A 21,286-nucleotide genomic window follows, 5' to 3' on the forward strand; every position below is an offset into this window, starting at 1 on the left:
CGTCAGGTGGTCGTCGCGGTGGAAAGGTCAATTTGCCAGACCAGCGTAAGCACCCAGATGATGGCGATTAGGATCACGACGCCGATGACACACGGAGCCAGGAATCCTCCCCAGTTTTCACGCTCACGTGCGATGCGGTATGCCGCCAAGACTTGCATCGATACCACGATAAAGGCCACGGCCCCCACAGCGAGCGCGGCAATTCGCATCGCCCAGTTCCCCAAGCCGGCGCTACCACCCACCAAGTCGTTATTGTTGGTCAGGGTTCCCCCCACATTGGGCAGCTGCTGTGCCCAGGATTCCGGCACACCGCCCACCAATAGCAGGAGCAGCATGATGGCAATCGAGATACGCATACCTCGTGGGTCAGATGTGAGAAAACGATAGATAGCTTGCATTGTTGCGCTCCACGCTTATCTGTAGCCAAGAATCCAGCTCATTAGGATGGTAATGAGCAGGGTGTGTATTACGGTGTTCAAGAAGACGTTGTCATCCACGCCTCGGTTTTCACTCGCCCAACCTCGATAGGCGGACAGCAGCACCCACCCGGTCCAGACGAGCACGATGCCGAAGCCGAAGCCTCCGATCAGCCAAGCGATTCCCGCCGCTGAAACACCACTGCCCGCTGCAGCATCGAACGCGTCCATCAGCGTGTCCTCCTCAAATAATCGCCATCGAGCGGCAACGGCTCGCGAGGCGGCAGGCGCACAGGTTCCAGGAAGAGATCGATGCCCTCACTGATCCGGTCGAGATCCGCGCGCAGCTGCCGGATGTCGAGATAGACGCTCGTCGTTTGCGGGGTGTGGTTCGCCTGACGCGCTTCGAGGCGATCAACCACCACATGGATCTGCTCCAGCTGCTGCTGGATCACAGCCAGGTCGCGCCGCTGAATCTCGTCGTGAGCCATCGCCTGCCCAATCAGCACTACGCCGAAGACACCAGCCCCCAGGGCGACAACGGCACGACTCATCGACAGGCAACTCGGGATCACTCGATCACTCCACGGTTGGTTCGGATGCGCCGATCATCCGAGATCAAGCCGCTGCGGGCAGCCGTAAACGTTAAGCGCAGTGGAGAGGGTTTTCGCGGAGAGTCGATCCGTTGCCAGTGGCAACGGATCGCCGAATGAAATAAGGCCCGAGAGGGCCTCAAGAATGGTAGCAGTGGAATCCACCGAGGGGACTTCCGATGCTATAGGTACTTCTTGAAACTGCCCGTGGCGACCGACACCATCAGCCCAAACAACAGTGCGTTCGGCAATAAGAAAACATTAGGGTGCACCGCGAACGGGACACTGAGATAGAGGATCCAGCCCACAACGAACACCGGCGCCACGGCGCGCTTGGCATGGTGGTAGATAAATGCTGACTCGCGGCCCGCGCCGAATCTCCTGAGATCGCGACGTACGAGACCATCGACGAAGCCGACCAGGGCCGCCAAGGCGAACAGAGGCGAGGTCAGCAGCAGGATGACCACCCGCGTCAGCGTCATCAGCGTGACGAAGACCGCCGCGGCGAGATACTCTCTCACGGTCACAGCCCACCCCCCCCTCCCAGCATCGCCGCCTTCGATCCAACCGGCGATCCCAGTGCGCACGAACAGCCAGTCATAAGCCGTGCCAACCACCATGGTAGCCATCTCGATGGGCTCGGCGATCAGCAGCGAGCGGTTGAACTCGGTATCAAGCCAGCCCATCTCGCGCTCCATCGTCACTCGCGCATGCTCTGCCCCCGGCTGCGACCACCATCCCCAGTACATGCCGAACCACTCGATGATGATCGAGCAAACCAGCGAAACAAGCAGGATCGCGAGCAACTGAAACGGCCAGCCCAGGGCTTTACCGAAGAGGCTGCTGCGACGCCGATGGGTGCGCTGCGCTTCCGCTTTCGCCATAGTCAGCTACCCATCACGTCGTCAACGCCGGCATCGCCACCACCGCCAGGCGGTACGTACATCGCCTGCCTGCGCCCGTCGCGGAACTCTTCCGGCACATCGAACTCGACTGGCGGCGGCATCAGCGGTACCCACCAACGCTCCCCTGTCTCCTGTGCGTCCTCACGCATACGCTCTGCGATGTCTTGGATGTTCTTCGGGATATCGATGCCCCTGTCGGGCTTCGGCAGCGGCATGCGGATCTTGTAAAGCTGCCCGCCTTCTATCAGGGCGAACGCCTGGCCCTTCGGTAGAGTGATGATGTCGTTGGGCTGAATCACCGGCACGGCACGCGTGCTGATTCTGTCTCCACCGGAAGAGCGGAAATCGACCCCTGTATCGACATCAGGGTCATCCGATGTCATCGACATCAGCATCCGCTCGTTGATGTTGACCTGGCCCAGCTGGTCGGTGAGCAGCCTAGCAGTTTTTTCCTCCTTCACGCGCAGCATGATCAGGTTGTTGAAGTTACCCACGACTTGTCCTGCCTTTGCGACGCTGCCAAGTCGAGCTTCAATGTCCGAGGCCGTCTGGGTGTACGCAGTGACCTGAATGCCGGCGCCGCCGCCCTTGTTGATCAGTGGGATGAATTCATCCCCCATCAGCTCGTTGACTTCATCGGCATGGAGGTTGATCGCAACCTTCTTGCCACCCCCAGCAGCCCCAGGCATGTCATCATCCACGCCATGCTTGTAGATATGGCCGGCGCACGAGACAAGGTCCGCGAACATCGAGTTGCCCACCGCCTGGCTGACCTCGAAATCGGACAGCGCATCCAACCCGACATAGACAATTCCGCGCCGCCGGATCACTTGCATCCAGTCGAAGATCGGACGCGGATCGTCCAGGTCCTGGTAATCGGGCGACAGTAGTTCGGAGATCCGGCCCGAGGTCAGCTTCTCGAGCAGTGGCAGGAGAGATGCGACGATCTTGTCGAAGTAGGTCTTATCATAGCGCACCGCCGATCGCAGCCCCTCAAGCACAGGATCCCGCACTTTAACCTGCTGTAGAAACTGCTCGATGGCCACGACACGCTTGTCTCGCCCCTTCATCGCCATCGGAATGTTCTTGTCGTTGAGCTTGCTTTCGATCGTTGCAATTTTCTCCCAGGCTGTCTCGTTATGCTCAGAGAGCTTTTGCTGCGAATACTCGATCATCAGGCCGTCGATGTTGACGACATCGGACAGAATCTGATCATAGGTGGGGCGCTGCCCCAGCGCATGACGTGCACGTGCAACGATATTCACAAATCTCCAGGCAAATTCTCGGAATGCCGCACTGTTACCGGCCCCGGAGAGTTGTCCGGCCAAGCGTGTGGCAACCTCTGATAGCCTGCCAAAGCGCCCCACGGCGTTGTAGCGTGCCGAAAGGTCAGGGTAGCCAAGGTGGAAAACATAGAAGTCATCGCCACGCCCCGACCGTAGCGCCTCAATGTACATCCGCAACATCAGGTCCACGTCACCCTTCGGATCGAGGGCGATCACACACTCGTTAGACTTGCGATGAATGTCCTGTGTAATCATCACTTCGGCGAGTCGAGTTTTTCCGACTCGCGTCGTGCCCTCGACCAGGGTATGCCCGACCCTCTCTCCTAGTGGGAGGTAGACGTCATGTTCATCGAGCTCGACGCCGTGCAGCGCCGGCTTGCCCCCTACAGGAGGCAGCGGCCGGACCGGGTTGAGCGCGGTATCCGCCGAGAGAAGGCGAATGACGATCGCCAGCATCCGGAACCGCTCCCAGCGGTGCTCGAGCGAGCGTGCCAGCTTATAGAGCGGAGACGGGTTGATGTAATGACGTGCATCCGGTGCCGCGGCCTCATAGAGTCGCTGGGTATGCTGCGCCTCCCACCGGAACCCCTTCCCGATCCACAGTCCCCTTGTGCTCACTGGGATCTGATCGGCCCGCAGCTCGAAACGCGGCAGACGACGCATGTTGCGTCGGTAGCGGAGGATTCTCCATCCCTGCCGGCCACGGTAGGCACCGAACGCAGCGAATGCGGCCGACATTCCCCACCCAACGCTGGGCGTCAACGCGAGCGCCCAGGGGGCATACATGCAGACAAGTGCGCATGCCGCGCACGTCGCCGCGGTGTAGAGCTCGACCGCGGGCCGCAGCAGTGACTCAATGGGATAGTGCGCCATCAGGCCGACGCCTCCGGCGACGGCGACTCGGGCGTATCCCCCAGGTAGAGCACCACCGCACGAGCCAAGGGATCTAGCAAGCGTTCGCGCTGCAGATCCGCGACCACGGCGTGGTACACGGCAGGATCGTAACGCCACAGCTCGCACCACATCACCAGCAAAGGATCTGCAGGGAACGACTCCGATTCATTATCCAAGTGCATCAGCAGGGCCGGGATGCGGCGGTCACGCCCTCGATACCGTGCCGGTATACCATCGGGCTCAAGCTCCGCCAGGCGTGCGGCTACCGCTCGCCACGCGCTGGCCGGCAGGACATGCCCAGCATACTCCAGCGACAGATCGTCCAGGTCCGAGATGTGGCGGATGCACTCGACGAGCTCCGACGGGTTCAATACCGGTGCCCCCAGCTCACGACGTGCTCGCAGGACTACACTCATCACCCGAGCGACGAGCACACGATGCTCGGGGTCCGGGACACCCAGTGCCTCAGACAGGCGTATCAGCGGCAACTCGTTCTCATCAAAGGTATGTTCTGGCAAGTCCACGCGCGTTCTCCGGCGCCAAAATGTCTTGAAATCAATTACCGTCACTGGTGCAACCCTTGGGGCGTGATCAGTACAGGGTAGTGGGCGATCCCGATGCGTCCGGCCAGGTCATCGCCCGACACAGGACGTAGCTCAATGCCGCCGCTGTGAGCACGCAACTGCTCCAGCGATTCGATCGAACTAACGTTGACCACCAAACCGACTGCGCGCTGCTCCAGTAGCATGTCCCGGCGTTGCTCAATCCATTGCCACGAGACATCGTCATCACCAATCAGGAAGAAAGGCGTCATGGACGCGGGCAAATCCAGCACACGCGGCTCGACTCGCCCGGGTGTCAGTCGCTCGCTGATGACCGGCAGCATGTCTCGCTCAGTGATCTGCGCGAGATACCCTGGTCCCGGCACATACCCCTCATGCTCTTCAACTCCGGACATTCCGATGGCAACGTAGTAGGGTTTCGCTGGCTCGCCGCCATGGTCGGCCACGACTGTGAGACTCGGCAGTCCTGGTGGTCTCTCCTGGGCGTGTCCCTGCCCCCAGAGCGCTGCGGCCATGCAAAGCGTTGCCAATGGCAACGGACGTAGTCCTTTCATGTATTTGTCTCTCTCAATAGTGAGCCGCAACCAGCCGATACCAACGGTTCTCGGGGTCGATCCATGTAGACACAGGAGCATCGGGCTCCACCCACATAGCAATCGGCGAGCCGTCGTTACCCAGCGCCTCAGCTTCACTCACCATAGCCCCCAGCGAAGCAACCTCCGGTGGGTCGGCCGGCATGGTGTCAACGGCAGCCTGCAAGCGGGCCAGATTCTGGGCGACGATACGGCGGTAGCGCTCCGCCGGTGCCCCACCAGCTGGTCGGTGATAGCGTCCTGCCGCATCGAGCCAGTTGCGCGTAACACCGTAATGTCGCCGCAGTAGCCGTGCGGCCTCGTCGAGATTTGCATACGGATCCAACGCCGCACACGGATCCGCGAAGCGACGTCCCTGTCCGTAGAGGTCTGGGTTGTGCCGGACATTTATCTGCGTGATACCAACATCGACGTTACGAGTACTGCGCAAGTGCCTCTGGAGCGCCGCACATGCACTGGCACGATCGGGGAAATAGTGCCCCTGACCTGCGACATTGAGCGTCCACGGCCATGGGCGGGACATACCGTTGCCGAGCGCCATGCGCGACTCGGCAAGCGCCACAGCGTAGAGAATCGCCGGCGGCACGCCGTGTCGGCTCGCCGCTGTGACATAAGCTGCCGGCACATCGCGACCGGCCTGCGCCGGTGTCGCCAGAGCAGTCAGCGTGACAAGAGCAGCGATTACCAGAACGATGGTTCGTCGCATCCCATCGCTCCCCTCACTGAACGACGGGCAAACGTTCAGGTGTGATACCCCGGGATGCATCCAGTGCCCCGTGATTCAGCGTGATGCGGCGGGTTTGCACTGCTTCGACGGGAATCTCATGCGCTCGCGCCCATGCTCGGATCGCATCATCGTCACCACCGGCATCGACGACAAAAATGTCGAGCGGCTGCCCGTTACCGATCAGCTCCGACACAGCGGCGGAGCATTCACGACAGCCTTCTCGGGCGACATAGACACGGGCTCTCGTGCTTAACCCACCAGTTGAACTACCTCCGGTCAGTTGGGACAAGAATCCGTTGCCAGTGGCAACGGCCCCCCCATCGCCCCCGGAAGGGTTAGTCTCGAACGGCAGCACGCGCAGTTCATCAGGGTACAGCCGCGCCCAGGCGGCTTGGTACTCACGCTCAAACGCAAGTTCTCGCTCGACACGTGCGCGCTCGACTTCGACCATGAGCTCTGCGTAGCGCCGACGCTCGGCGGTAGTCTCAGCTTCTACGCCCAAGGCGGTGAGCGGGTCCAGACCAGGCGACCAGATGCCGCGGATCCCTTCCATAATCGACTCATAGCGTTCCCACTCATGCTCGGACAGCCCCCAGTCTTTGGCCTGCTCGCGCAGTGTGTCTCGAATCTGTGTCTGGCGTTGCTCAACGCCAGACACATCGGAGGCCACCTGCTGTTGCTGCGACTGAGCAAGCACGACGCTCGGCGTAAACACCACAAGAACCAGCAGGGCTCGGTGGTAGGGATTTAGAGCCACGATCAGATCTCCTTCAAGGGATAGGCACATCGACGGATTCGCCGCGCACGCTGAACTGCGCCGTGCCGCCACGAATGGCGATCAGTTGCCAACCATCGACACTCTCGCGCTCACCGATGAGGCGCACATCACGCAGCGACCGAACGGCGCCGGTGGCGATACTCAAGAAAGGTTTGCCTCCGCGCCACTCTACTCCGCTGACGCGAAATGGCGGTTGAGGTTGAGGTTGAGGTTGAGGTTGAGGACGAGAAGGGGGAGAGGAAGCGCGGGCGACTTGGGCCTGAGTTTGTTGGCTTCTTGCCCTCGCCTGCTCACGCGCCTGAGCGGCCTCCTCGCGGGCTTCGTTGACCGCCCCCTCTAACTCCTGAACTGCACTGCCGAGCTGCTCGTGCAGCGATTCGATTCTGACTTCCGAGCGAGCGCCCTGTGCATTTACCCGCTCGAGCTCCCGCTGCACTCCCGAGATGCGCACGTCAACACGATCCGCTTGATCACTCAACGCCTCACTGAGCTGTTCTATACGCTGCTCAAGTTCAGCAAGTCTCTCGCCGAGCATCATCAGGTCAGCGACACGCTCCTCGAGTAGCACAACATCGGCCCTGGTCGCCGATAACTCTAGCTGCAGCCCGTTCTGCTCATTGCCCTGCATGATGAACCAACTAGCGACGAGGCCTGCGGCCCCGACAAACAGCAAGACCACCACAGCGGCGACCAGCATGCCCCGGGGCTGGCGACCACGAGTTTCACGCTTATGATCCTGGTCGGCAGCTAACGAAAACTCAGGCTTAGAGGAGTCACCAGGCGAATCGTAACTGTAATCAAGGGGTTCCGTGTTGTCGGCTGACGTTGACATCATGCGTTCTGCTGTTGACCAAGTTGCCGCTCAATTTGTCAGCGAGCAGAAACGGCAGCGAGCAGAAACGTTAACTCCGGAGCAGATGATTTGATGGACGCCCTCGTTGAGTACCCCACTCTCCACAAGGTGCTGGATCGTTATAAAAACGCCGTATCGATCCTCAAGCGCGGCTTTGAACAAGAGTCCTATAGGATTCGCAAGCTGCAGCAGTCTTTCCTCGCTGAGCAGCCTATCAGCACACTCACAAGCGTTGATATCGCAACCTACCGGGACCAGAGACTATCAGAGGTCAACCCCAAAACCGGCAAGCCGCTCTCCCCCAGCACTGTGCGCCTGGAGATGTCACTGCTGTCGAGCGTGTTCGATGTCGCCAGAATCGAGTGGGGGTTGGTAGACGAAAACCCTGTCACTCGGGTGCGCAAACCCAAGCCCGCACCGCCGCGGACACGACGCCTCATGCCCAGAGAGGACAGAATTATCCGAAAATACTGCGAGGCGTACTCGAACCCGGAACTGCTGTCGATCTATATTCTCGCGCTCACGACAGCAATGCGTCAGGCTGAGTTGCTCGGCCTGCGCTGGGAGCGCATCGACCTCAAAGCATCAATCGCTCACCTTCCAGAAACCAAGAACGGATCAAGCCGAGATGTGCCGCTATCTCTTGAAGCACGGGAGGCGCTCATGCGCCTGGGACCACAACCTCAGGGCCGGGTCTTCACGTATCGTGCGGCCGGGCTGAAGAGTGTCTGGCGCGCAATGATGAGAGAGCTCGCAATTGAAGACCTACATTTCCACGACCTCCGTCACGAAGCAATTTCTCGGTTGTTTGAACTCGGTACGTTGGACGTGATGGAAATCGCCACGATCAGCGGCCACAAAAGCCTCGCCATGCTCAAGCGCTATACCCACCTCCGCGCCCGGCGCTTGGTGAAAAAGCTCGACGCAGGGCGAAAACGCGCACGGCAGCAGATCCTCACTCACTTCATCCCTTACCCCGCTACGCTCGAGGTCAAGTCTTGTGGCACTGTCGTTGTCGAGTTCCCCGACTTCGGCACAAAGCATCAGATCATCGGCAGCGAAGACTCGATTGAATACACCACTCGAGCGCTGCTCTGCCAGCTGATCGCAACAACGCTGGCCCGAGGTGATCAGTTGCCCACCCCTGGCTACGAAGACACGGACACAGAACCGCAACACTGCTCGCTGTACATCGATCCGCTGGCCGCATGACCTCTCTTCAGGCGTTGCCACTGGCAACGCCTGTAATGCATGGCATACTCATCATCAGGCAGCAACTATCAGTTCTCCGCATGCGACTGTAAAACCGAAAGGGTTTCACGCAAATCCTGGAAATTCCATGTTACTTCAATCGCTTGCGTGCAACAGCTTTGCCAATCCGGTCGCTGGCGGTCCGGTACACCAGTCGGAGTCGTTACCGAGGCAAACCGAACTGGCCGGTGCGCTACGATCCGGCCGCCGGCGGGAACAAGCGTAGCGACTCATACGGTCAGATTCTTCTGGTTTGGCTACTCGACGGAATCGCATGAAAAATCTATATCCAGCCATCGGGGCGGCACGCTAACGAGTGATACAGGAACTACTCAGTGTGCTAATAGCCGAGGGTCCGGCAGCAGCTCTTACATAACGGTGGCTACGCCAAGGTAGAAAGCTCAATCCATATCAGCAGGTTCTTGTTTACCTTTGGCCATAGGAGATACTCCGCTGCCACAACCAAACTTGATACGCCTTTTGGCACCTCGAAGCTGGCCTAGATACATCCAACGTGCACATCGCGCAGTCTGTAGCCGGTCAAATACCACCTATATGGTGGAGCTGACCCCGTGTAATAAAGGTATGGACTAAATGATCTATCGCCAGTGGGATTTACTCGAAGCAACCAACACATATCAAAGGTGCCAACATTCACAGTGCTGTCGTTAGGCAGGTTGCTGTATGTTCTGGTAGTAATTCTTGGGGCATCGGCCGCTGGCGTAGACCAGCGACCGGATTGGCAAGAAAGTATCATACCGGAAGAATCGATCGTTATGGCCCCCCGTCCTTGGCTGCAGCTCTGCCCAGCGCTGTGGCCGTTATAGGCCAGGCGCAGATAACCTCCGGTGCGCACATCACCCTGAGCGCGTAGCTCATTATCGGCAATGATGTTCCGGCCCGCTGTCACGTCACGATCAGCCCGAAAGTCTCGAGCCACCGTGGCATCTTGCCCGACCGTTAGATTCCGCCCTGCACGCACGTCACGATCGGCAAGTACATCCTGCCCGACGACAAGATCCTGTGCCGCTGTCAGCCGCCTACCAGCATTGATGTCGCGGTCCGCATTGACATCCTGGCTAGCCTCAACAGAGACAGCACCGAGGTCTCCTACATTGGCGATGTCATTACCGTCCATGTCCAGGTCGGTCTGCATCCGGTTGAGTTCAGGGAAACCCGCTACCGCATGCCGATAGAGATACTCACTGCCTCCGGCAGAGGAAAACTCGAGCGTGTCGAACCATGCGACTGAACCCACCGCAGCGGCAGACTGCCCGAATGTGGCCAACTCATAGCCGAATGACTCATAGAACGGACTCATCAGTCCTGCGCTAGTCTGCCAGGCAGCCTGTGTTCCCATGCTCATGGCCTGCCGATGCTGGACACGCGCGCTCGTCGCTGGATCACCTGACGCTAGCACTAGTGTCTGGATCGGTTCTCCTGACCCGCCAGAACGACAGTAACGGACCTGGTAGGTCTGCCCCAGTAGGTTGACCCCGGAGGAGAATTCCTCGGATGGCAGATACCCATTATTGATCAGGTAGTTCCAGCGATTGGTTGAACAGTTGTTATTACTCTGAAAAAACGCGTAGTTCTCACGCAATGCTGTCCTAGCGGCCTGTGCAACGCGCAGATGCTGCTCTGCTGCCGTAGCGGCCACCTGACGATCATTGTAATAACCCCAGAGCTGCCAGCCTGACGCCGATACGATGCTAGCAACAACGAGAGCTATCATTACGCCGGGAAGAACGAAACCACCTTGTCGAGACGATTTCGACAACAGCTTTAGAGGTGACGCATTACGTTTAACCATCATGACGTTTTCCTCAGGTATTGCCGCTGCGCAGCGCTACGGCGCCAATCGTGAGTTCCGCTGCTGCCGGCGTCTGGCAGGCATTGCCGGTAACACCAAGGCTTTTGCAGGCCTCCGCACTTGGTACCAGCACTCGGCTATTGCCAGTGCCAGCCATGATGCGTCCCACGTGCACCGAATGACGCGTCATCTCAGCAAGGTGATGCATCAATCCGGGCACATCGGCATCGAGATAGAGATACACCGTCCCGCTGTCAGCCAGCGCGCGAACGCCAAGGTCCGTGGCGATATGCAGGTGATGCGCCGGAAGGACATCGTTCAGGTCAAGAACACCACTCTGCGTAGGGCCAACGCTGCGATCGGCATAAATCCGTGCAGTTAGCATCGCGTTCGCCAGTGTCCGTGCCCTTAAATCGGCCCCCTCGACCACAATGCTCATCGCCAGGCTCTGAGAAAGCAGTAACATGAGCGTGATGAACGGGATTGCCAGAAAGAGAAACATCAGCCGTTTCCCCACGTAAGCTCATTCGCGCGGCGATCTATCTCCCCTTCCAGAGCGGAGAACTCTCCCTTCCGTATCCGGTCCCTGACGGCCTGTTCGGTACCGTGGAGATAGAGCCCTCGGGAAATCACCATCGTGCTGCCGGCACCGCTCAGGAGCTCCTGGTGGATCACTGCCGTGAGCCCATGCGCCACGATGGAGTTGGCGCTGTCGCGCTGTTCCATAGCCCGGCCTGCCAGCGAACATACGCGCTCAATGGCTTCAGTGATGCCGCCCCCATGGACGGTGGTGAGAATCAGGTGGCCGTTGATTCCTGCGTTCACCGCTTGCTCCGCTGCAACCGGGTCCCGCACCTCTCCGATCAAAGTTAGCAGCGCACCAGTGCGCAGAGATATCTTGATTTGCTCGGGATACCCACCATTCGCCGCCGAAGCAACGAACTGCAAGCACCTCCCTGCTCCATGCACTCCAAGAAGGTCAGTCTCCACCGGATCCTCCACCGCAGCCGCAACGCCACCATGGCGACGAAGCCGTTCCCTGAGCAGGCTCGCCGCGGTCGAGGTTTTTCCAGATGCCTGCTGGCCTGCGATGATGACTAGCCCCGTCAGATCAGGCCGCATGAGAAAATCGATCAATTCGGTGCGCAGCCCAAGCTCATGGATCTCGGGGATCCGGCGAAAACGACGCAGGATGAATATCGGTGTGCCGTCAACCACACGCACGCATGTCGCACGCAGATTTAGCCCCGGAGAAGGGCGGAAAGTGAACTCCGCCCCCCCTACGGCCTGATACTCATGCTGTAACGCCTGGTACAGCGCTAGGCGCTGCTCTTCCGCTCCAATATATGCATCCTGCAAAGGCCCGCCCCCGGCAGCCATCTGGCAGAAGTCCGCGCCCACATAGAGATTCACGAACTCGTCAGGAAGGGAGAACGAACCGTGCCTGACGGGCGACATTGATTGTTCTTGCATCAATGGAACCCCTGCCACCTGATAGTGTTTGCATCACCACTGCACTGTGCGATGGCCAGGTTGGAAAGCGCTTCGGGGTCACTCGATGGTGCAGATTGACTTCCGATATAGACATCGATATTACGAGCGGAAATGACACTCGTGGCAAGCTGCTGGCACGCGGCAGCGGGCACGTTCTCGTATGTCAACACAAAATGCCGGGCATTACTCCCCCGTGCTACGGTGACATTCCCACCCCACGAATTACGTACCCCTGAGCTAGTGCTTTCCATGTTTGCAGGGTAAGCTTCGACCAACTGCATCGCCTGGTGAAGATTCGCAGGATACCGCCCATCGCTCAGTCGCAGGGTGCTAACATTATTGACGAGGTTCCTCGCATTGGTTGTTTCAGCACTGCCTGTTCCACGCTGAAAAAAACTCGTAAGCGGCCCAAGAGCGGCCCACGCGAGCAGGCCTAGCACCACAATAACGATGAGTATTTCTGCGGACACGAATCCACCTTGCCGCCGAGAGTTACAACGAGATTCCCTTACATTTTTAGCTTTAGCATGCATCTTTTCGTTCTCCCACGATTCTGCAGATCTAGAATTGATAAATTTGCATCAGTTCTTGGCTGATCCCCATGATGCCGCGAGCTAACAAGAAAATCATGGCGGCCACCACTAACAGCCCGACGATATTCATTATTTTTGCGACAGCTTTCACTGTTTCGATACTGTCCTCTATCCATTGCCGTCCGAATTCTTCCAGTGAATCTTCGAACCCCTCCTGTTCATCAAGAACCTTGATGTATGAAATCGCAAAGGGATCAGGAAAGTTATGTCCCGCATTATCAAGAGATACGCCAAGGGCATCCCCACGAGCCAGGCCCTTGCGCGCATCTTCCAGCCGTTGCTTGAGCCATGGACTCGCACTACGCGACATTTCCTGGAGTGCTCTATACGGCAGATATCCCGTGCGCTGCATGGACGTCAGCGAGATGATGAAGGTACCACCATAGAGGATGCGGTAAAGCGAAAACGGCGGGTAGAGATCGAACCTGTCTCTCAGGCGGCCCGTCCAGCGTGGTAGCATCCAGAAGATCCCCGCGATAGCACCAAAAATCGCGAGTTCCAGCCAAAGTAGCCAATCGCGCAGCCATCCTCCCAAGCTAAACATTAGGCCCGTTGCACCACCTGCACGGGCATCTCCCATCAATGGGGCTATCGCACTGCTCATCATGCCACCCATAATGATCATCACCCCAATGGAGACCTGGATCATTAGAAATGGACCGATTAATCCACTAAAAATCGTTGTTCTAATTTTTCGAGACCTTAGCATGATATTGCTAGCTTCCTCACATGCGATGTCTAGTCGCCCCGTCTTTACACCAGTTTGCAGCATCATTGCTTCCTGGGCTGGCAACCAATCCGAAAGCACTTCATCAAACTTTTCTTTCTCTCCTGAAGCCAGCGTTTGTTTCGCTTCCTTAAGAAATAGAATTTCTGGGCGATAAAGTTTTCCAAGTCGACCAAAATTGAGAAGCGTCTCGCGTCGACCATCCATCAAAACGGAGAGAGTTTTGACAACCGCATCATAGGGTTTTGCCGAGTTCGCCATTAACCTACCCAGGCATTTGTATGTGAACAAACGCCTGCGGGGAGAAAATAGCAAGCGGCTGATCATCTGCCCGAAGGAAAACGAAACGTTCATGCCACTTGGCCTCTACGCATCTCAATGTCGATCCCCAGGCTCCGCTCATCATCGTCGAGAGGCGCCACGGCCTGCTCGCCGTGAGCAGGATCCACCAACCCTTGATTGATCAAGAAAATCAGGTGATCGACCTTGGAGCGCGCACCCATCTCTTCAAGCCAACATCGCCGCGCCGCGAGCTTACCTTCCTTACGGAATACATCGAACAGGCGGTGATTCGGTACGAGGATTTCGGCGACTGGCAGCCGGCCCGAAATTCCATGCCACTCGCACTCAGGGCAACCTCCCGGCCTGCGAAACCGTATAGCGTTGAGATCAGTCAGCCGTTGGAGACGCTTCTCGAGGTTCAGGCTGATGTTGATCACCGCACCGCTCGCTTTTTCCTCCCGGGCTTCCTTGTAAGTCAGCGAGCAATGCGGACACAGTTTCTGGACGAGATTTTGAGCAACAATTCCCCGCATTAGTCCAGGATCGAGCAGTAGCACATCGGGGACCCCCATGTGCCGGAGACGCTCGATCGCTGATGTCGCATCATTGGTGTGCAAGGTAGACCAGAATCCGTGGCCCGTTTCCGCAAATTTGAATGCCGCATCGGCGGAAGCGCGGTCACGCATTTCGCCGGCCATGATCACGTCGGGGTCACAGCGCATGGCACTGCGAATGTCGACTTCCCAATTGCCGCCCAGGGTCAGTGGAGTCTGGTTGGCTCCTCGAATTCGGTACTCCGGCGGATCCTCGACAGTAAGCAAGTGCAGATTGAACTGAAACTGCTCGAGCATCTCCTGCAGGGCTTCTTTCATTGTGTTGGATTTTCCCGACCCTGTTGGGCCGGTCAGCAACACGATGCCATGAGAGATTCTCGTGAAAGTTCGCATTAGTTCTACCTGCTCTGGCAGGTAGCCAAGGCCTTCTAGTCCACCTTGGACATCCAGTGTCTCGTGAAGCAGGCGCAGAACCATCATCTGTCCAGGCGCGCGGGGTCGGGTGGTGACGCGAGCACCAAATAGCCCTAGGTGTGTGGTGTACTCGGGCAGCAAGCGGGCATCTTGAGGCTTATCAGGATGGTAGCCTTCCGTGGCTCCTGTAACCTGACTCATCGAGCCAAACAAGGCTCGCATCAGGACATTGCCCTGACGTGCAGGGAGCTGCCGGTATGGACGGAGCTCACCGTCCACACGGATTCGGATGTAGCAGATGTCTCCATCCGCATCGCCTTCCGTGACAAAATGCACATCGCTGGCCTTCATCCGCTTGGCGGCGGCGACGAGCTCGATGATTTTCTCCTGCGCCTGTTCGAGGTTGTCACCGGCATAGGCGCGCACGCCAGCATTCGATTGTCCTGCAGCCCTCAGCCGAGCGATGTCCTCGAGCTCGACCGCGATCAGCCTAGCTTCAATCCCTCGGCGCTGAATACTTGCTTCGTAGTCGTGGAGTAGAGGAGCCTCCCAGACATTATCAGCTGCATAGAGGATGTGCTGCACACGATCTGGTTGCTCCATTACAACCAGCGCGAGCGAATGTTCGAGAGTCGGGTGCGGCCTCATATCCTGTTGTTCACTCAACAGACGCATTTCGCCACGCTGGAGTCGATCGCACACATGAGTGACATCTACATATTCATTCACGTCAGTCATCACGGGATCCTTCTAGCGCGCGAGATGGCGGGGAACGAAACGGAGCGGGATCTCCTCTCCCTCCTCATCGGAAACAACGACACCGGTCATGCTGACCCGACGAACCCACTCACCGCTGGGCAGACGTGTGCCCACGACAGCGCCCGGAATGACATCGCCCGTGCGGTAGATGAGCTGCGCCGCAAGCAGTCCCTGACTGTTGCTATAGACCCGGGAGACTAGGGGCAACTCCTCCGCAGCCATCGGTGGCGCCGCTTGTGCTGGGGACAGAAAATCGCCGAACCCACTGAGCCCCGGCTCATCGAGCTCTCTTTCCCAATCGCTTCTCGACTGAGCGCCGGTTACTGAAGGAATCTCACCGTCTGCAGCGCCCGCACGCATTAGCTGACGCAGTTGATGGCGTCGCTCATAGAGTTCCACCAACCGCTCCATCCGGTAGATTTCCTGGCGTAGACGCGTATTCTCGCCCAGCGTCGCTCCGGCTCCCTGCGAACCAACGAGGAGGCTGGTGTCAAGCACGGGGGCTTCAGCCTCAAGGGCTTCTATACTGGCGTCGAGCTCCTGGGCCATCTCCTCCATCACATCATCGAGAGGGTCAGTTACCCCGATGGGCTCGAGATGCGCGGGTTCGTTGCCAGTGGCAACACCTGGTAGAGGATCGAAGGTATACCCGGCTGTCGCTGTCACCATGACGATGACGCCCAGGACCCCGGCGCAGATGGGAAGCCAGATGGAAGATCGCTTAACGGACATACTGCTCTCCAGTCAGAATCCAGTTAGCCTCGCCGAGTCCACCGTTTGGGAGGTCGATCAGCAGCTCCTCGAGCCGCAACCCGGCTTGATAGAAGTCGCCGAGCTCCACGAACTCAATGAGCTCGCCTCGCACCTCGAACTGGAATGCTCTCCAGTCCATTGCACCTGCTGCGATCAATTCGGCGTCATACCCGGACGATGACCAGCCGAGGATGCGCATTTCGCGCCCTCTACGCTGGTAGTGAGAGTGCAACGCTGACACGGCATCGAGCTGCTCAAGCAACGGCTCATCGCCGTAGCGTGACCACTGCAGCTCGAACCCGGTCAGAGCAAGATCCCCCGAGTCGTCGATTTCGTAAAAATCGAAAGGCCCCGCCTCGGCGGCGCTTAGGAAATCCCGGGCAGTGGCCCATTCAGCGCGCTGGTACGTGAGCACGGTCTCGCCGGCATCGCGGCTGCATGCTCCTCGCGTCAGCTGCCAGCCGCCCAGCTCCATCGGCGCGGCGAGCAGATGCTCGATACATCGGTGATACATCACTTGAGGATCAGGCTGATGGACCCACGGATACTCCAACGCCTCAATCGCGGCATTGCGCCCTGTTTCTTCTTCTAGTTCGGCGAGCAGCTGCTGCCGACGGAGTTCTGCCTGACGCTCGGCTTCGGCGACATCGCGCTGATGCTTCGAGTACCAACTCATGCCAGCGATCACAATCGCACTACAGAGTCCCAGATAACTCCACTCACGCCGCGTCATGCCCCATGTCAGCGGGCGTAGACGGTACTCCCTAGGAAATCGCTTTCGATCGAGGATCTCAGTGAGGGACTGATATTCGACCTTGATGGGAATACCCAAACCAGGTGGGGCAAAGACACGATAGCGTCCCTCATTGACCGCCTTGTTGAATCGAGAGAGCAGGTCACCGATGAATTGCCTCGCTGCATCAGCGTCTACGATGTGGTCGCCCTTGGGCAGCACCGTGTGTTTGCTGACGCCAGATATGAAGTACTCCCCGCTGCCCGGCTCGGTTTCGAACGCCCCGAACCAATCATTACCAAGCTCTCCATGAAGGGCCATGGCAAGAGACAGCTGCCCTTTCTGGGCACCGAGACCGGCCTGCACGAAACCTGCATAGGCCGTTTCCTCGGTGCGCCTAAGCACAACGATATCCATCCCTTCGGACTTGCCAAACTCCTTTGCCTCTCGCTCATAGGCTGTGACTCGGGCAAGGGTTTTCCAGAGCAGTCCGACGACGAACTGATGGCCATTGATTGTCAAAATCGTGACCGATGAGCGTCCATCACCCATGACTCACCTCACGCCTGGAAATGGGGAGTGATGAGGATCACGAGTACCTCACGTGACGTCTGGGACTGGACTCCACCGCCCATGAGGAAATTCCTGGCAGTGCCGACGCCGCGCCGGTTCGAGCGGTTGGACTCCTGCTCGAACCCGGACAGTACCAGGGTCTGCCCGGAGCGCAGTCGCACGCGCTGGGAGAAGTCCCTCACTATGAGTTCTGGAATCTCCATACGAGAATCACCGCTCTCGGCGACACGGAGGTCACGCATCTGCGAGAGGTTCATCGCGAACTGGAGAAGCATGTCTCGCTCGGAAATGATCTGTGGGAATGCTGTAAGAGACAGCCCAACATTTACCGTTCCAGGAACCATCTCGGTAGTGGTCTGACCGCCTTCCATTGCGGTCACGCTAGTCCGTACGAGATAGCCAATTTGCTCGGAAACTGACACAGGCGTTGGCTGCAAGTTTGTCGTGCTGATCGGATGATTGCTAACGAGCGAGACGTTGCCCTGAGTGCTGAGCGCATCAATCAGCACACGACTGTCATTCCAGCGGCTACCAGAATCCAAAATACGAACAGATCCCTGCCCACCGGCCCCGAGCTCACTGATCGTCCCGTCCCAACCGATTTGTCCCTGGGCGGTGCTGTAGAGGAGATCCCAATCGATGCCGAAGCTGTCACTGCTGTCCATAGTCACCGACAGCAGTGTAATGTCGAGCATGACGGGTTTGCCCAGCGCTTCATTCTCACCCTCGACATAGCGTGCAACTTCCGCGATGACGTCGGGGGTATCCGTGACCGTGAGGCGCCCAGTGGCCCGAGAATAGTGGAAGCGCCCGTATGCGCTGAGCATCGACTCGACGGTACCCGCGATACCGTCATAGAGAGAGTGATCGAGTTCTACGCTTGTGGTTATGCCTGACTGAGCACTGCCGGTCGTGACGTTATCCCCTGAGGCCCCTTCCGCGCCTGTGGAACCGAGTGCAGTGCCGGAGCTGATCGTCGAGCTGATCGATGTCGATGACTCGATCGCGTGGATCTGGAACGATCGTGAGGTGACGTGGAACAGCACGACTTCGCCAGCTTCTTCCTCGAACTTCCAAGATAAGCCGAGGTGTGCTGAAAGCCCCGATAGCAACCGATCCAGCGGCTCATCGCTCCAGACCAGGTCATTGAGACTACGGCTGCCGAGCGGACGCTCGCCACCGATCCCCAACGCCTGCATCAACACCGCATCCGCAGCTGACCCAGAGACCGGACCATAGTCGCCTCCACCACTCGGATACCCTTGGTAGAAGCCATCACTTGATGTCGACGCGCTGCTATTACCGCGATCATGCTCACCCCAAAGATACTCGACGGCATCAGAGGTGAGCCGTACGGATACTCCACAGGATTCTTGTACAATCTGCGTCAGCTCATAGACCCCAGACGGTGAGTACGGTGCATAGCTGACACGGCAATTCAGTGCTTCAGGCAAACGCTGCCTTGAGCTTATGATCGGAGTGGTATCGACCCATTGCCGGTCGCGCACACGCACGAACGGCCGGCGTTCCGCTGCATCCGCTTGCAGCTGAGCGAGCTGTTCCCGGGCTTCCCGGTAGTTGTTATTGACCTGGGCATCTCGCTGATTGGCTTGCTGGATTGCGCACCCACCAATGGCCAGTACCATCCCGCACCCGGCGAGTGCGCGCATTAGAGTGTGGAAGTTCATTCGCCGAGGTCCTCCGGATCGGATGCAATGACGACGAGCTGCTGCCTCGGGCTGATGTCGGCATAGAGCGGGCGTTCCGCGTGGCTGTAGAGGAGAATGAGCTCTTCTACGGCATCCTCGATCGACCCGGTGAAAGACACGCGGGACGCGATGCGATAGTTGACTCGGCTCTTCCAGACGAGCTGCCAGCCCTCGCGTTCGGCCCATGCTGAAAGACCTTCTTCCAGACTCTGGCCTGCAGGGATATCCCAATACTGGATCGGAGCGGATGCCGGTTCGGTCCGAGATGCTGGAGCCGTCCCCGTAATGTCGATGGTTCGGATGTCATCATCGGCGTCGGCACCGGAGGTGCTAACGCCGCTGCCGTTGTCAGTAGCAACGTATTCGGAAACGATTACAGCACTCGCACTTGATGAGTCGGCGTCAGCGCCAGGGAAAGCTCCCGCGGCGGACTCGCCTGCAGACGTCGCGGCGGCGCGCACTCGTGCTCGCTCGATCGCTTCCAGCGCGGTACGTGCTGGCCCATCACTCCCTGCGTTACGCTCCTCACTGTTGTCACCCACCGCCGATGTGACGATAGTGGTGTGAGTGCCGTCCCCCGCCGCCAGGGAGTCAAGTGGAGTCGAGGAAACGGGAGAACTGGATGCCAACAACGGCATGGACTGAACTGCCGTAGTGCCCCCTTCCACGCTACCCCAATCAGCACCACCATGGGCCTGGCTCGAGAGTGTCGAGAAACGACGATCGGACGTCGGCTCGCGGGCAAAGCGGATCTCTTCCAGGGGTTCAAAACAGACCGTGCGAGTGATGTGATCTGCGTCCAGCTCCCAGGACTCTCCCGCTACCGTTTGCAGCGCCTCACGCAATGGCATCGGCCCGATCTGGTAGTGCGCTCCCGGCAGCGGTCTGGAATACAGCCATCGCTGCGCGGTGACGCGCGGCTCGCAACGCTCATAGCCGGTATGCTCGAGCACATAGTCCAATGCATCACCGACGGTGGCTGAGACACTTGGTGGAATCTGAACGTCGACGGTCTGCTCTAGCAGACGTCGTTGGCCTAATGACGCTGATGCAGTACGCAACTGATAGCGTCCGGTGCGGAGCACTTCGACAGGCTCGAGCTCACGATCATAGACACTGGGCATTCGCTGGCTCCGATCGAGCGCGAGCGGATGGTCCTCGCCAGGATTCGCGCCGGCGGCATGGTGCTGCAGAGGCACGCAGCCCGCGAGCATGCACGCCATGGCCACGGCAGAGGTAAGTGGAAGATGTTGGCTCAAGGTGTCAGCCCCAATACACGGATGTCGAATTGGAGCCACGATGACGGTATCCGCCGCCGCATGCTGCAAGAAACGTTAAGTTCAGGGCTGGGGGTTTGCATCGATGAGGGTGGCTCCGCAGGTGCGGAGCCAGGCCTCATGATGTGGAGAGAACAAGAGATTGCAGTTAATGCTACCCGCCGGTTGAGTAGCTGAGAGCAGTTGTCCACTTCTGCGTGCGCGAGCACGTCCCTCGTAGCCGTGCATGAGCCTCGCAGCCAGGCCAAATGGGTGGATACCTGGTAGTCCGTACCTTTAATCACGGATCAGCTGTGTTGCCAGTGGCAACAACAACAAAAGGGTCCGGTGTTCGAGCAGCCGGCTCTGCTGAGGAGAAAATGACACCCGGCTCTCCGCTATCCCCGCGGAGCGGAGGCAGTGGAGAGCCGGGCGGTAGGAGCAGTATGCCGGAGTGTCCGTCCGGCGCGGAAAAAGGAAACTCGGACCGCCAGTCGTGGTGTGAGTGTAGACTTTGCCAGCAGGGGCAAGGCGGCGCGCTCTACTTTCGCGAGTTTTGAAGCGCTTCAGCATGATCCGTGGACGCTCACAGAACACGGATCAAGGGATGCAGCATTTGACCGAACGCTGCCAACGGGACTCCCTTGGCATTATCGGTGCGATCCAATTTACCGTCAACCAACGTCAGACAGCGGTGATAAACGACTGGCTGATAATCGCCCCCCCATACAAGCCAGTAAGGTCCTCCGTGTTGAATAGACGCTTCA

At 58.6% G+C, this 21,286-nt stretch carries 21 protein-coding genes; 1 reads left to right on the forward strand and 20 read right to left on the reverse strand.

The genetic code is table 11. The annotated features are described in order from the left end of the window. Positions 1-2: 2 nt before the first annotated feature. The 10 genes from C4S71_RS17230 to C4S71_RS17275 all read right to left on the reverse strand — a co-directional run bounded on the left by C4S71_RS17230 (position 3) and on the right by C4S71_RS17275 (position 7,590). Entirely contained in the window at positions 3-398 is a 396-nt protein-coding gene (locus C4S71_RS17230; protein WP_146064621.1) for a DUF2976 domain-containing protein, read from the reverse strand. 15 nt (positions 399-413) lie between these two features. Beyond that, positions 414-647: a TIGR03758 family integrating conjugative element protein gene (locus C4S71_RS17235; RefSeq protein WP_103970007.1), complete on the reverse strand. Its 234-nt coding sequence runs from the start codon at positions 645-647 to the stop codon at positions 414-416. Further along, positions 647-970, reverse strand: a complete 324-nt coding sequence (locus tag C4S71_RS17240) for an integrative conjugative element protein, RAQPRD family (RefSeq protein ID WP_103970008.1) — start codon at positions 968-970, stop codon at positions 647-649. Before C4S71_RS17240 ends, C4S71_RS17235 begins: the two co-directional genes overlap by 1 nt. A 221-nt stretch (positions 971-1,191) precedes the next feature. Then, positions 1,192-1,893 carry a TIGR03747 family integrating conjugative element membrane protein gene (locus C4S71_RS17245; protein WP_103970009.1) on the reverse strand — a complete coding sequence of 234 codons (702 nt, stop codon included), beginning with the start codon at positions 1,891-1,893 and terminating at the stop codon, positions 1,192-1,194. A 2-nt stretch (positions 1,894-1,895) separates the two neighbouring features. Continuing rightward, positions 1,896-4,073 carry a type IV conjugative transfer system coupling protein TraD gene (gene traD, locus C4S71_RS17250; RefSeq protein ID WP_103970010.1) on the reverse strand — a complete coding sequence of 726 codons (2,178 nt, stop codon included), beginning with the start codon at positions 4,071-4,073 and terminating at the stop codon, positions 1,896-1,898. Then, the gene (locus C4S71_RS17255) at positions 4,073-4,618 is read right to left on the reverse strand and encodes a hypothetical protein (RefSeq protein WP_103970011.1); all 546 of its coding nucleotides are present in this window, start codon (positions 4,616-4,618) and stop codon (positions 4,073-4,075) included. The genes traD and C4S71_RS17255 overlap by 1 nt, the downstream gene beginning before the upstream one ends. Before the next feature lie 41 nt (positions 4,619-4,659). Beyond that, positions 4,660-5,211 (reverse strand): integrating conjugative element protein, encoded by a 552-nt coding sequence (locus C4S71_RS17260; RefSeq protein WP_235014605.1) that lies wholly within the window; start codon positions 5,209-5,211, stop codon positions 4,660-4,662. 13 nt (positions 5,212-5,224) lie between these two features. Further along, positions 5,225-5,956, reverse strand: a complete 732-nt coding sequence (locus C4S71_RS17265; protein WP_103970013.1) for a transglycosylase SLT domain-containing protein — start codon at positions 5,954-5,956, stop codon at positions 5,225-5,227. A gap of 13 nt (positions 5,957-5,969) precedes the next feature. After that, positions 5,970-6,734: a TIGR03759 family integrating conjugative element protein gene (locus tag C4S71_RS17270; protein ID WP_160113406.1), complete on the reverse strand. Its 765-nt coding sequence runs from the start codon at positions 6,732-6,734 to the stop codon at positions 5,970-5,972. Between the two features lie 13 nt (positions 6,735-6,747). Beyond that, positions 6,748-7,590, reverse strand: a complete 843-nt coding sequence (locus C4S71_RS17275; protein WP_103970015.1) for a hypothetical protein — start codon at positions 7,588-7,590, stop codon at positions 6,748-6,750. A gap of 90 nt (positions 7,591-7,680) precedes the next feature. On the opposite strand from C4S71_RS17275, the gene C4S71_RS17280 reads away from it, so the two are divergent. Continuing rightward, positions 7,681-8,820: a site-specific integrase gene (locus C4S71_RS17280; protein ID WP_103970016.1), complete on the forward strand. Its 1,140-nt coding sequence runs from the start codon at positions 7,681-7,683 to the stop codon at positions 8,818-8,820. Positions 8,821-9,358: 538 nt separating this feature from the next. Here C4S71_RS17280 and pilV read toward each other — a convergent pair. Genes pilV through pilL2 form a run of 10 tightly spaced genes read right to left on the reverse strand, consistent with a single transcriptional unit; the run spans position 9,359 to position 20,387 of the window. Beyond that, on the reverse strand, positions 9,359-10,675 hold the full coding sequence (gene pilV / locus C4S71_RS17285) for a shufflon system plasmid conjugative transfer pilus tip adhesin PilV (protein ID WP_103970017.1): 1,317 nt from the start codon (positions 10,673-10,675) through the stop codon (positions 9,359-9,361). Positions 10,676-10,685: 10 nt separating this feature from the next. Beyond that, positions 10,686-11,174, reverse strand: a complete 489-nt coding sequence (locus C4S71_RS17290; RefSeq protein WP_103970018.1) for a hypothetical protein — start codon at positions 11,172-11,174, stop codon at positions 10,686-10,688. Next, entirely contained in the window at positions 11,174-12,145 is a 972-nt protein-coding gene (locus C4S71_RS17295; protein WP_103970019.1) for an ATPase, T2SS/T4P/T4SS family, read from the reverse strand. Before C4S71_RS17295 ends, C4S71_RS17290 begins: the two co-directional genes overlap by 1 nt. Continuing rightward, positions 12,145-12,699, reverse strand: a complete 555-nt coding sequence (locus C4S71_RS23040) for a type 4 pilus major pilin (RefSeq protein ID WP_103970020.1) — start codon at positions 12,697-12,699, stop codon at positions 12,145-12,147. The genes C4S71_RS17295 and C4S71_RS23040 overlap by 1 nt, the downstream gene beginning before the upstream one ends. Positions 12,700-12,727: 28 nt before the next feature. After that, entirely contained in the window at positions 12,728-13,840 is a 1,113-nt protein-coding gene (locus tag C4S71_RS17305) for a type II secretion system F family protein (protein ID WP_103970021.1), read from the reverse strand. Next, on the reverse strand, positions 13,837-15,474 hold the full coding sequence (locus C4S71_RS17310) for a GspE/PulE family protein (RefSeq protein WP_103970022.1): 1,638 nt from the start codon (positions 15,472-15,474) through the stop codon (positions 13,837-13,839). Before C4S71_RS17310 ends, C4S71_RS17305 begins: the two co-directional genes overlap by 4 nt. A gap of 12 nt (positions 15,475-15,486) precedes the next feature. After that, entirely contained in the window at positions 15,487-16,227 is a 741-nt protein-coding gene (locus C4S71_RS17315; RefSeq protein ID WP_103970023.1) for a hypothetical protein, read from the reverse strand. Continuing rightward, positions 16,217-17,533 carry a type 4b pilus protein PilO2 gene (pilO2, locus tag C4S71_RS17320; RefSeq protein ID WP_103970024.1) on the reverse strand — a complete coding sequence of 439 codons (1,317 nt, stop codon included), beginning with the start codon at positions 17,531-17,533 and terminating at the stop codon, positions 16,217-16,219. The genes C4S71_RS17315 and pilO2 overlap by 11 nt, the downstream gene beginning before the upstream one ends. An 8-nt stretch (positions 17,534-17,541) precedes the next feature. Further along, positions 17,542-19,242 carry a PilN family type IVB pilus formation outer membrane protein gene (gene pilN / locus C4S71_RS17325; protein ID WP_103970025.1) on the reverse strand — a complete coding sequence of 567 codons (1,701 nt, stop codon included), beginning with the start codon at positions 19,240-19,242 and terminating at the stop codon, positions 17,542-17,544. After that, positions 19,239-20,387, reverse strand: a complete 1,149-nt coding sequence (pilL2, locus tag C4S71_RS17330; RefSeq protein WP_160113408.1) for a PFGI-1 class ICE element type IV pilus protein PilL2 — start codon at positions 20,385-20,387, stop codon at positions 19,239-19,241. The genes pilN and pilL2 overlap by 4 nt, the downstream gene beginning before the upstream one ends. Positions 20,388-21,286 lie beyond the last annotated feature (899 nt).

This window comes from Billgrantia desiderata (assembly GCF_900108215.1).
GTDB lineage: Bacteria > Pseudomonadota > Gammaproteobacteria > Pseudomonadales > Halomonadaceae > Halomonas > Halomonas desiderata.

Bases quoted from the DNA above. Each gene is read 5' to 3' on its own strand.
- C4S71_RS17230 (WP_146064621.1), bottom strand. From the start codon at position 398: ATGCAAGCTATCTATCGTTTTCTCACATCTGACCCACGAGGTATGCGT.
- C4S71_RS17235 (WP_103970007.1), bottom strand. From the start codon at position 647: ATGGACGCGTTCGATGCTGCAGCGGGCAGTGGTGTTTCAGCGGCGGGA.
- C4S71_RS17240 (WP_103970008.1), bottom strand. From the start codon at position 970: ATGAGTCGTGCCGTTGTCGCCCTGGGGGCTGGTGTCTTCGGCGTAGTG.
- C4S71_RS17245 (WP_103970009.1), bottom strand. From the start codon at position 1,893: ATGGCGAAAGCGGAAGCGCAGCGCACCCATCGGCGTCGCAGCAGCCTC.
- traD (WP_103970010.1), bottom strand. From the start codon at position 4,073: ATGGCGCACTATCCCATTGAGTCACTGCTGCGGCCCGCGGTCGAGCTC.
- C4S71_RS17260 (WP_235014605.1), bottom strand. From the start codon at position 5,211: ATGAAAGGACTACGTCCGTTGCCATTGGCAACGCTTTGCATGGCCGCA.
- C4S71_RS17265 (WP_103970013.1), bottom strand. From the start codon at position 5,956: ATGCGACGAACCATCGTTCTGGTAATCGCTGCTCTTGTCACGCTGACT.
- C4S71_RS17275 (WP_103970015.1), bottom strand. From the start codon at position 7,590: ATGATGTCAACGTCAGCCGACAACACGGAACCCCTTGATTACAGTTAC.
- C4S71_RS17280 (WP_103970016.1), top strand. From the start codon at position 7,681: ATGGACGCCCTCGTTGAGTACCCCACTCTCCACAAGGTGCTGGATCGT.
- pilV (WP_103970017.1), bottom strand. From the start codon at position 10,675: ATGATGGTTAAACGTAATGCGTCACCTCTAAAGCTGTTGTCGAAATCG.
- C4S71_RS17290 (WP_103970018.1), bottom strand. From the start codon at position 11,174: ATGTTTCTCTTTCTGGCAATCCCGTTCATCACGCTCATGTTACTGCTT.
- C4S71_RS17295 (WP_103970019.1), bottom strand. From the start codon at position 12,145: ATGCAAGAACAATCAATGTCGCCCGTCAGGCACGGTTCGTTCTCCCTT.
- C4S71_RS23040 (WP_103970020.1), bottom strand. From the start codon at position 12,699: ATGCATGCTAAAGCTAAAAATGTAAGGGAATCTCGTTGTAACTCTCGG.
- C4S71_RS17305 (WP_103970021.1), bottom strand. From the start codon at position 13,840: ATGAACGTTTCGTTTTCCTTCGGGCAGATGATCAGCCGCTTGCTATTT.
- C4S71_RS17310 (WP_103970022.1), bottom strand. From the start codon at position 15,474: ATGACTGACGTGAATGAATATGTAGATGTCACTCATGTGTGCGATCGA.
- C4S71_RS17315 (WP_103970023.1), bottom strand. From the start codon at position 16,227: ATGTCCGTTAAGCGATCTTCCATCTGGCTTCCCATCTGCGCCGGGGTC.
- pilO2 (WP_103970024.1), bottom strand. From the start codon at position 17,533: ATGGGTGATGGACGCTCATCGGTCACGATTTTGACAATCAATGGCCAT.
- pilN (WP_103970025.1), bottom strand. From the start codon at position 19,242: ATGAACTTCCACACTCTAATGCGCGCACTCGCCGGGTGCGGGATGGTA.
- pilL2 (WP_160113408.1), bottom strand. From the start codon at position 20,387: ATGCCCAGTGTCTATGATCGTGAGCTCGAGCCTGTCGAAGTGCTCCGC.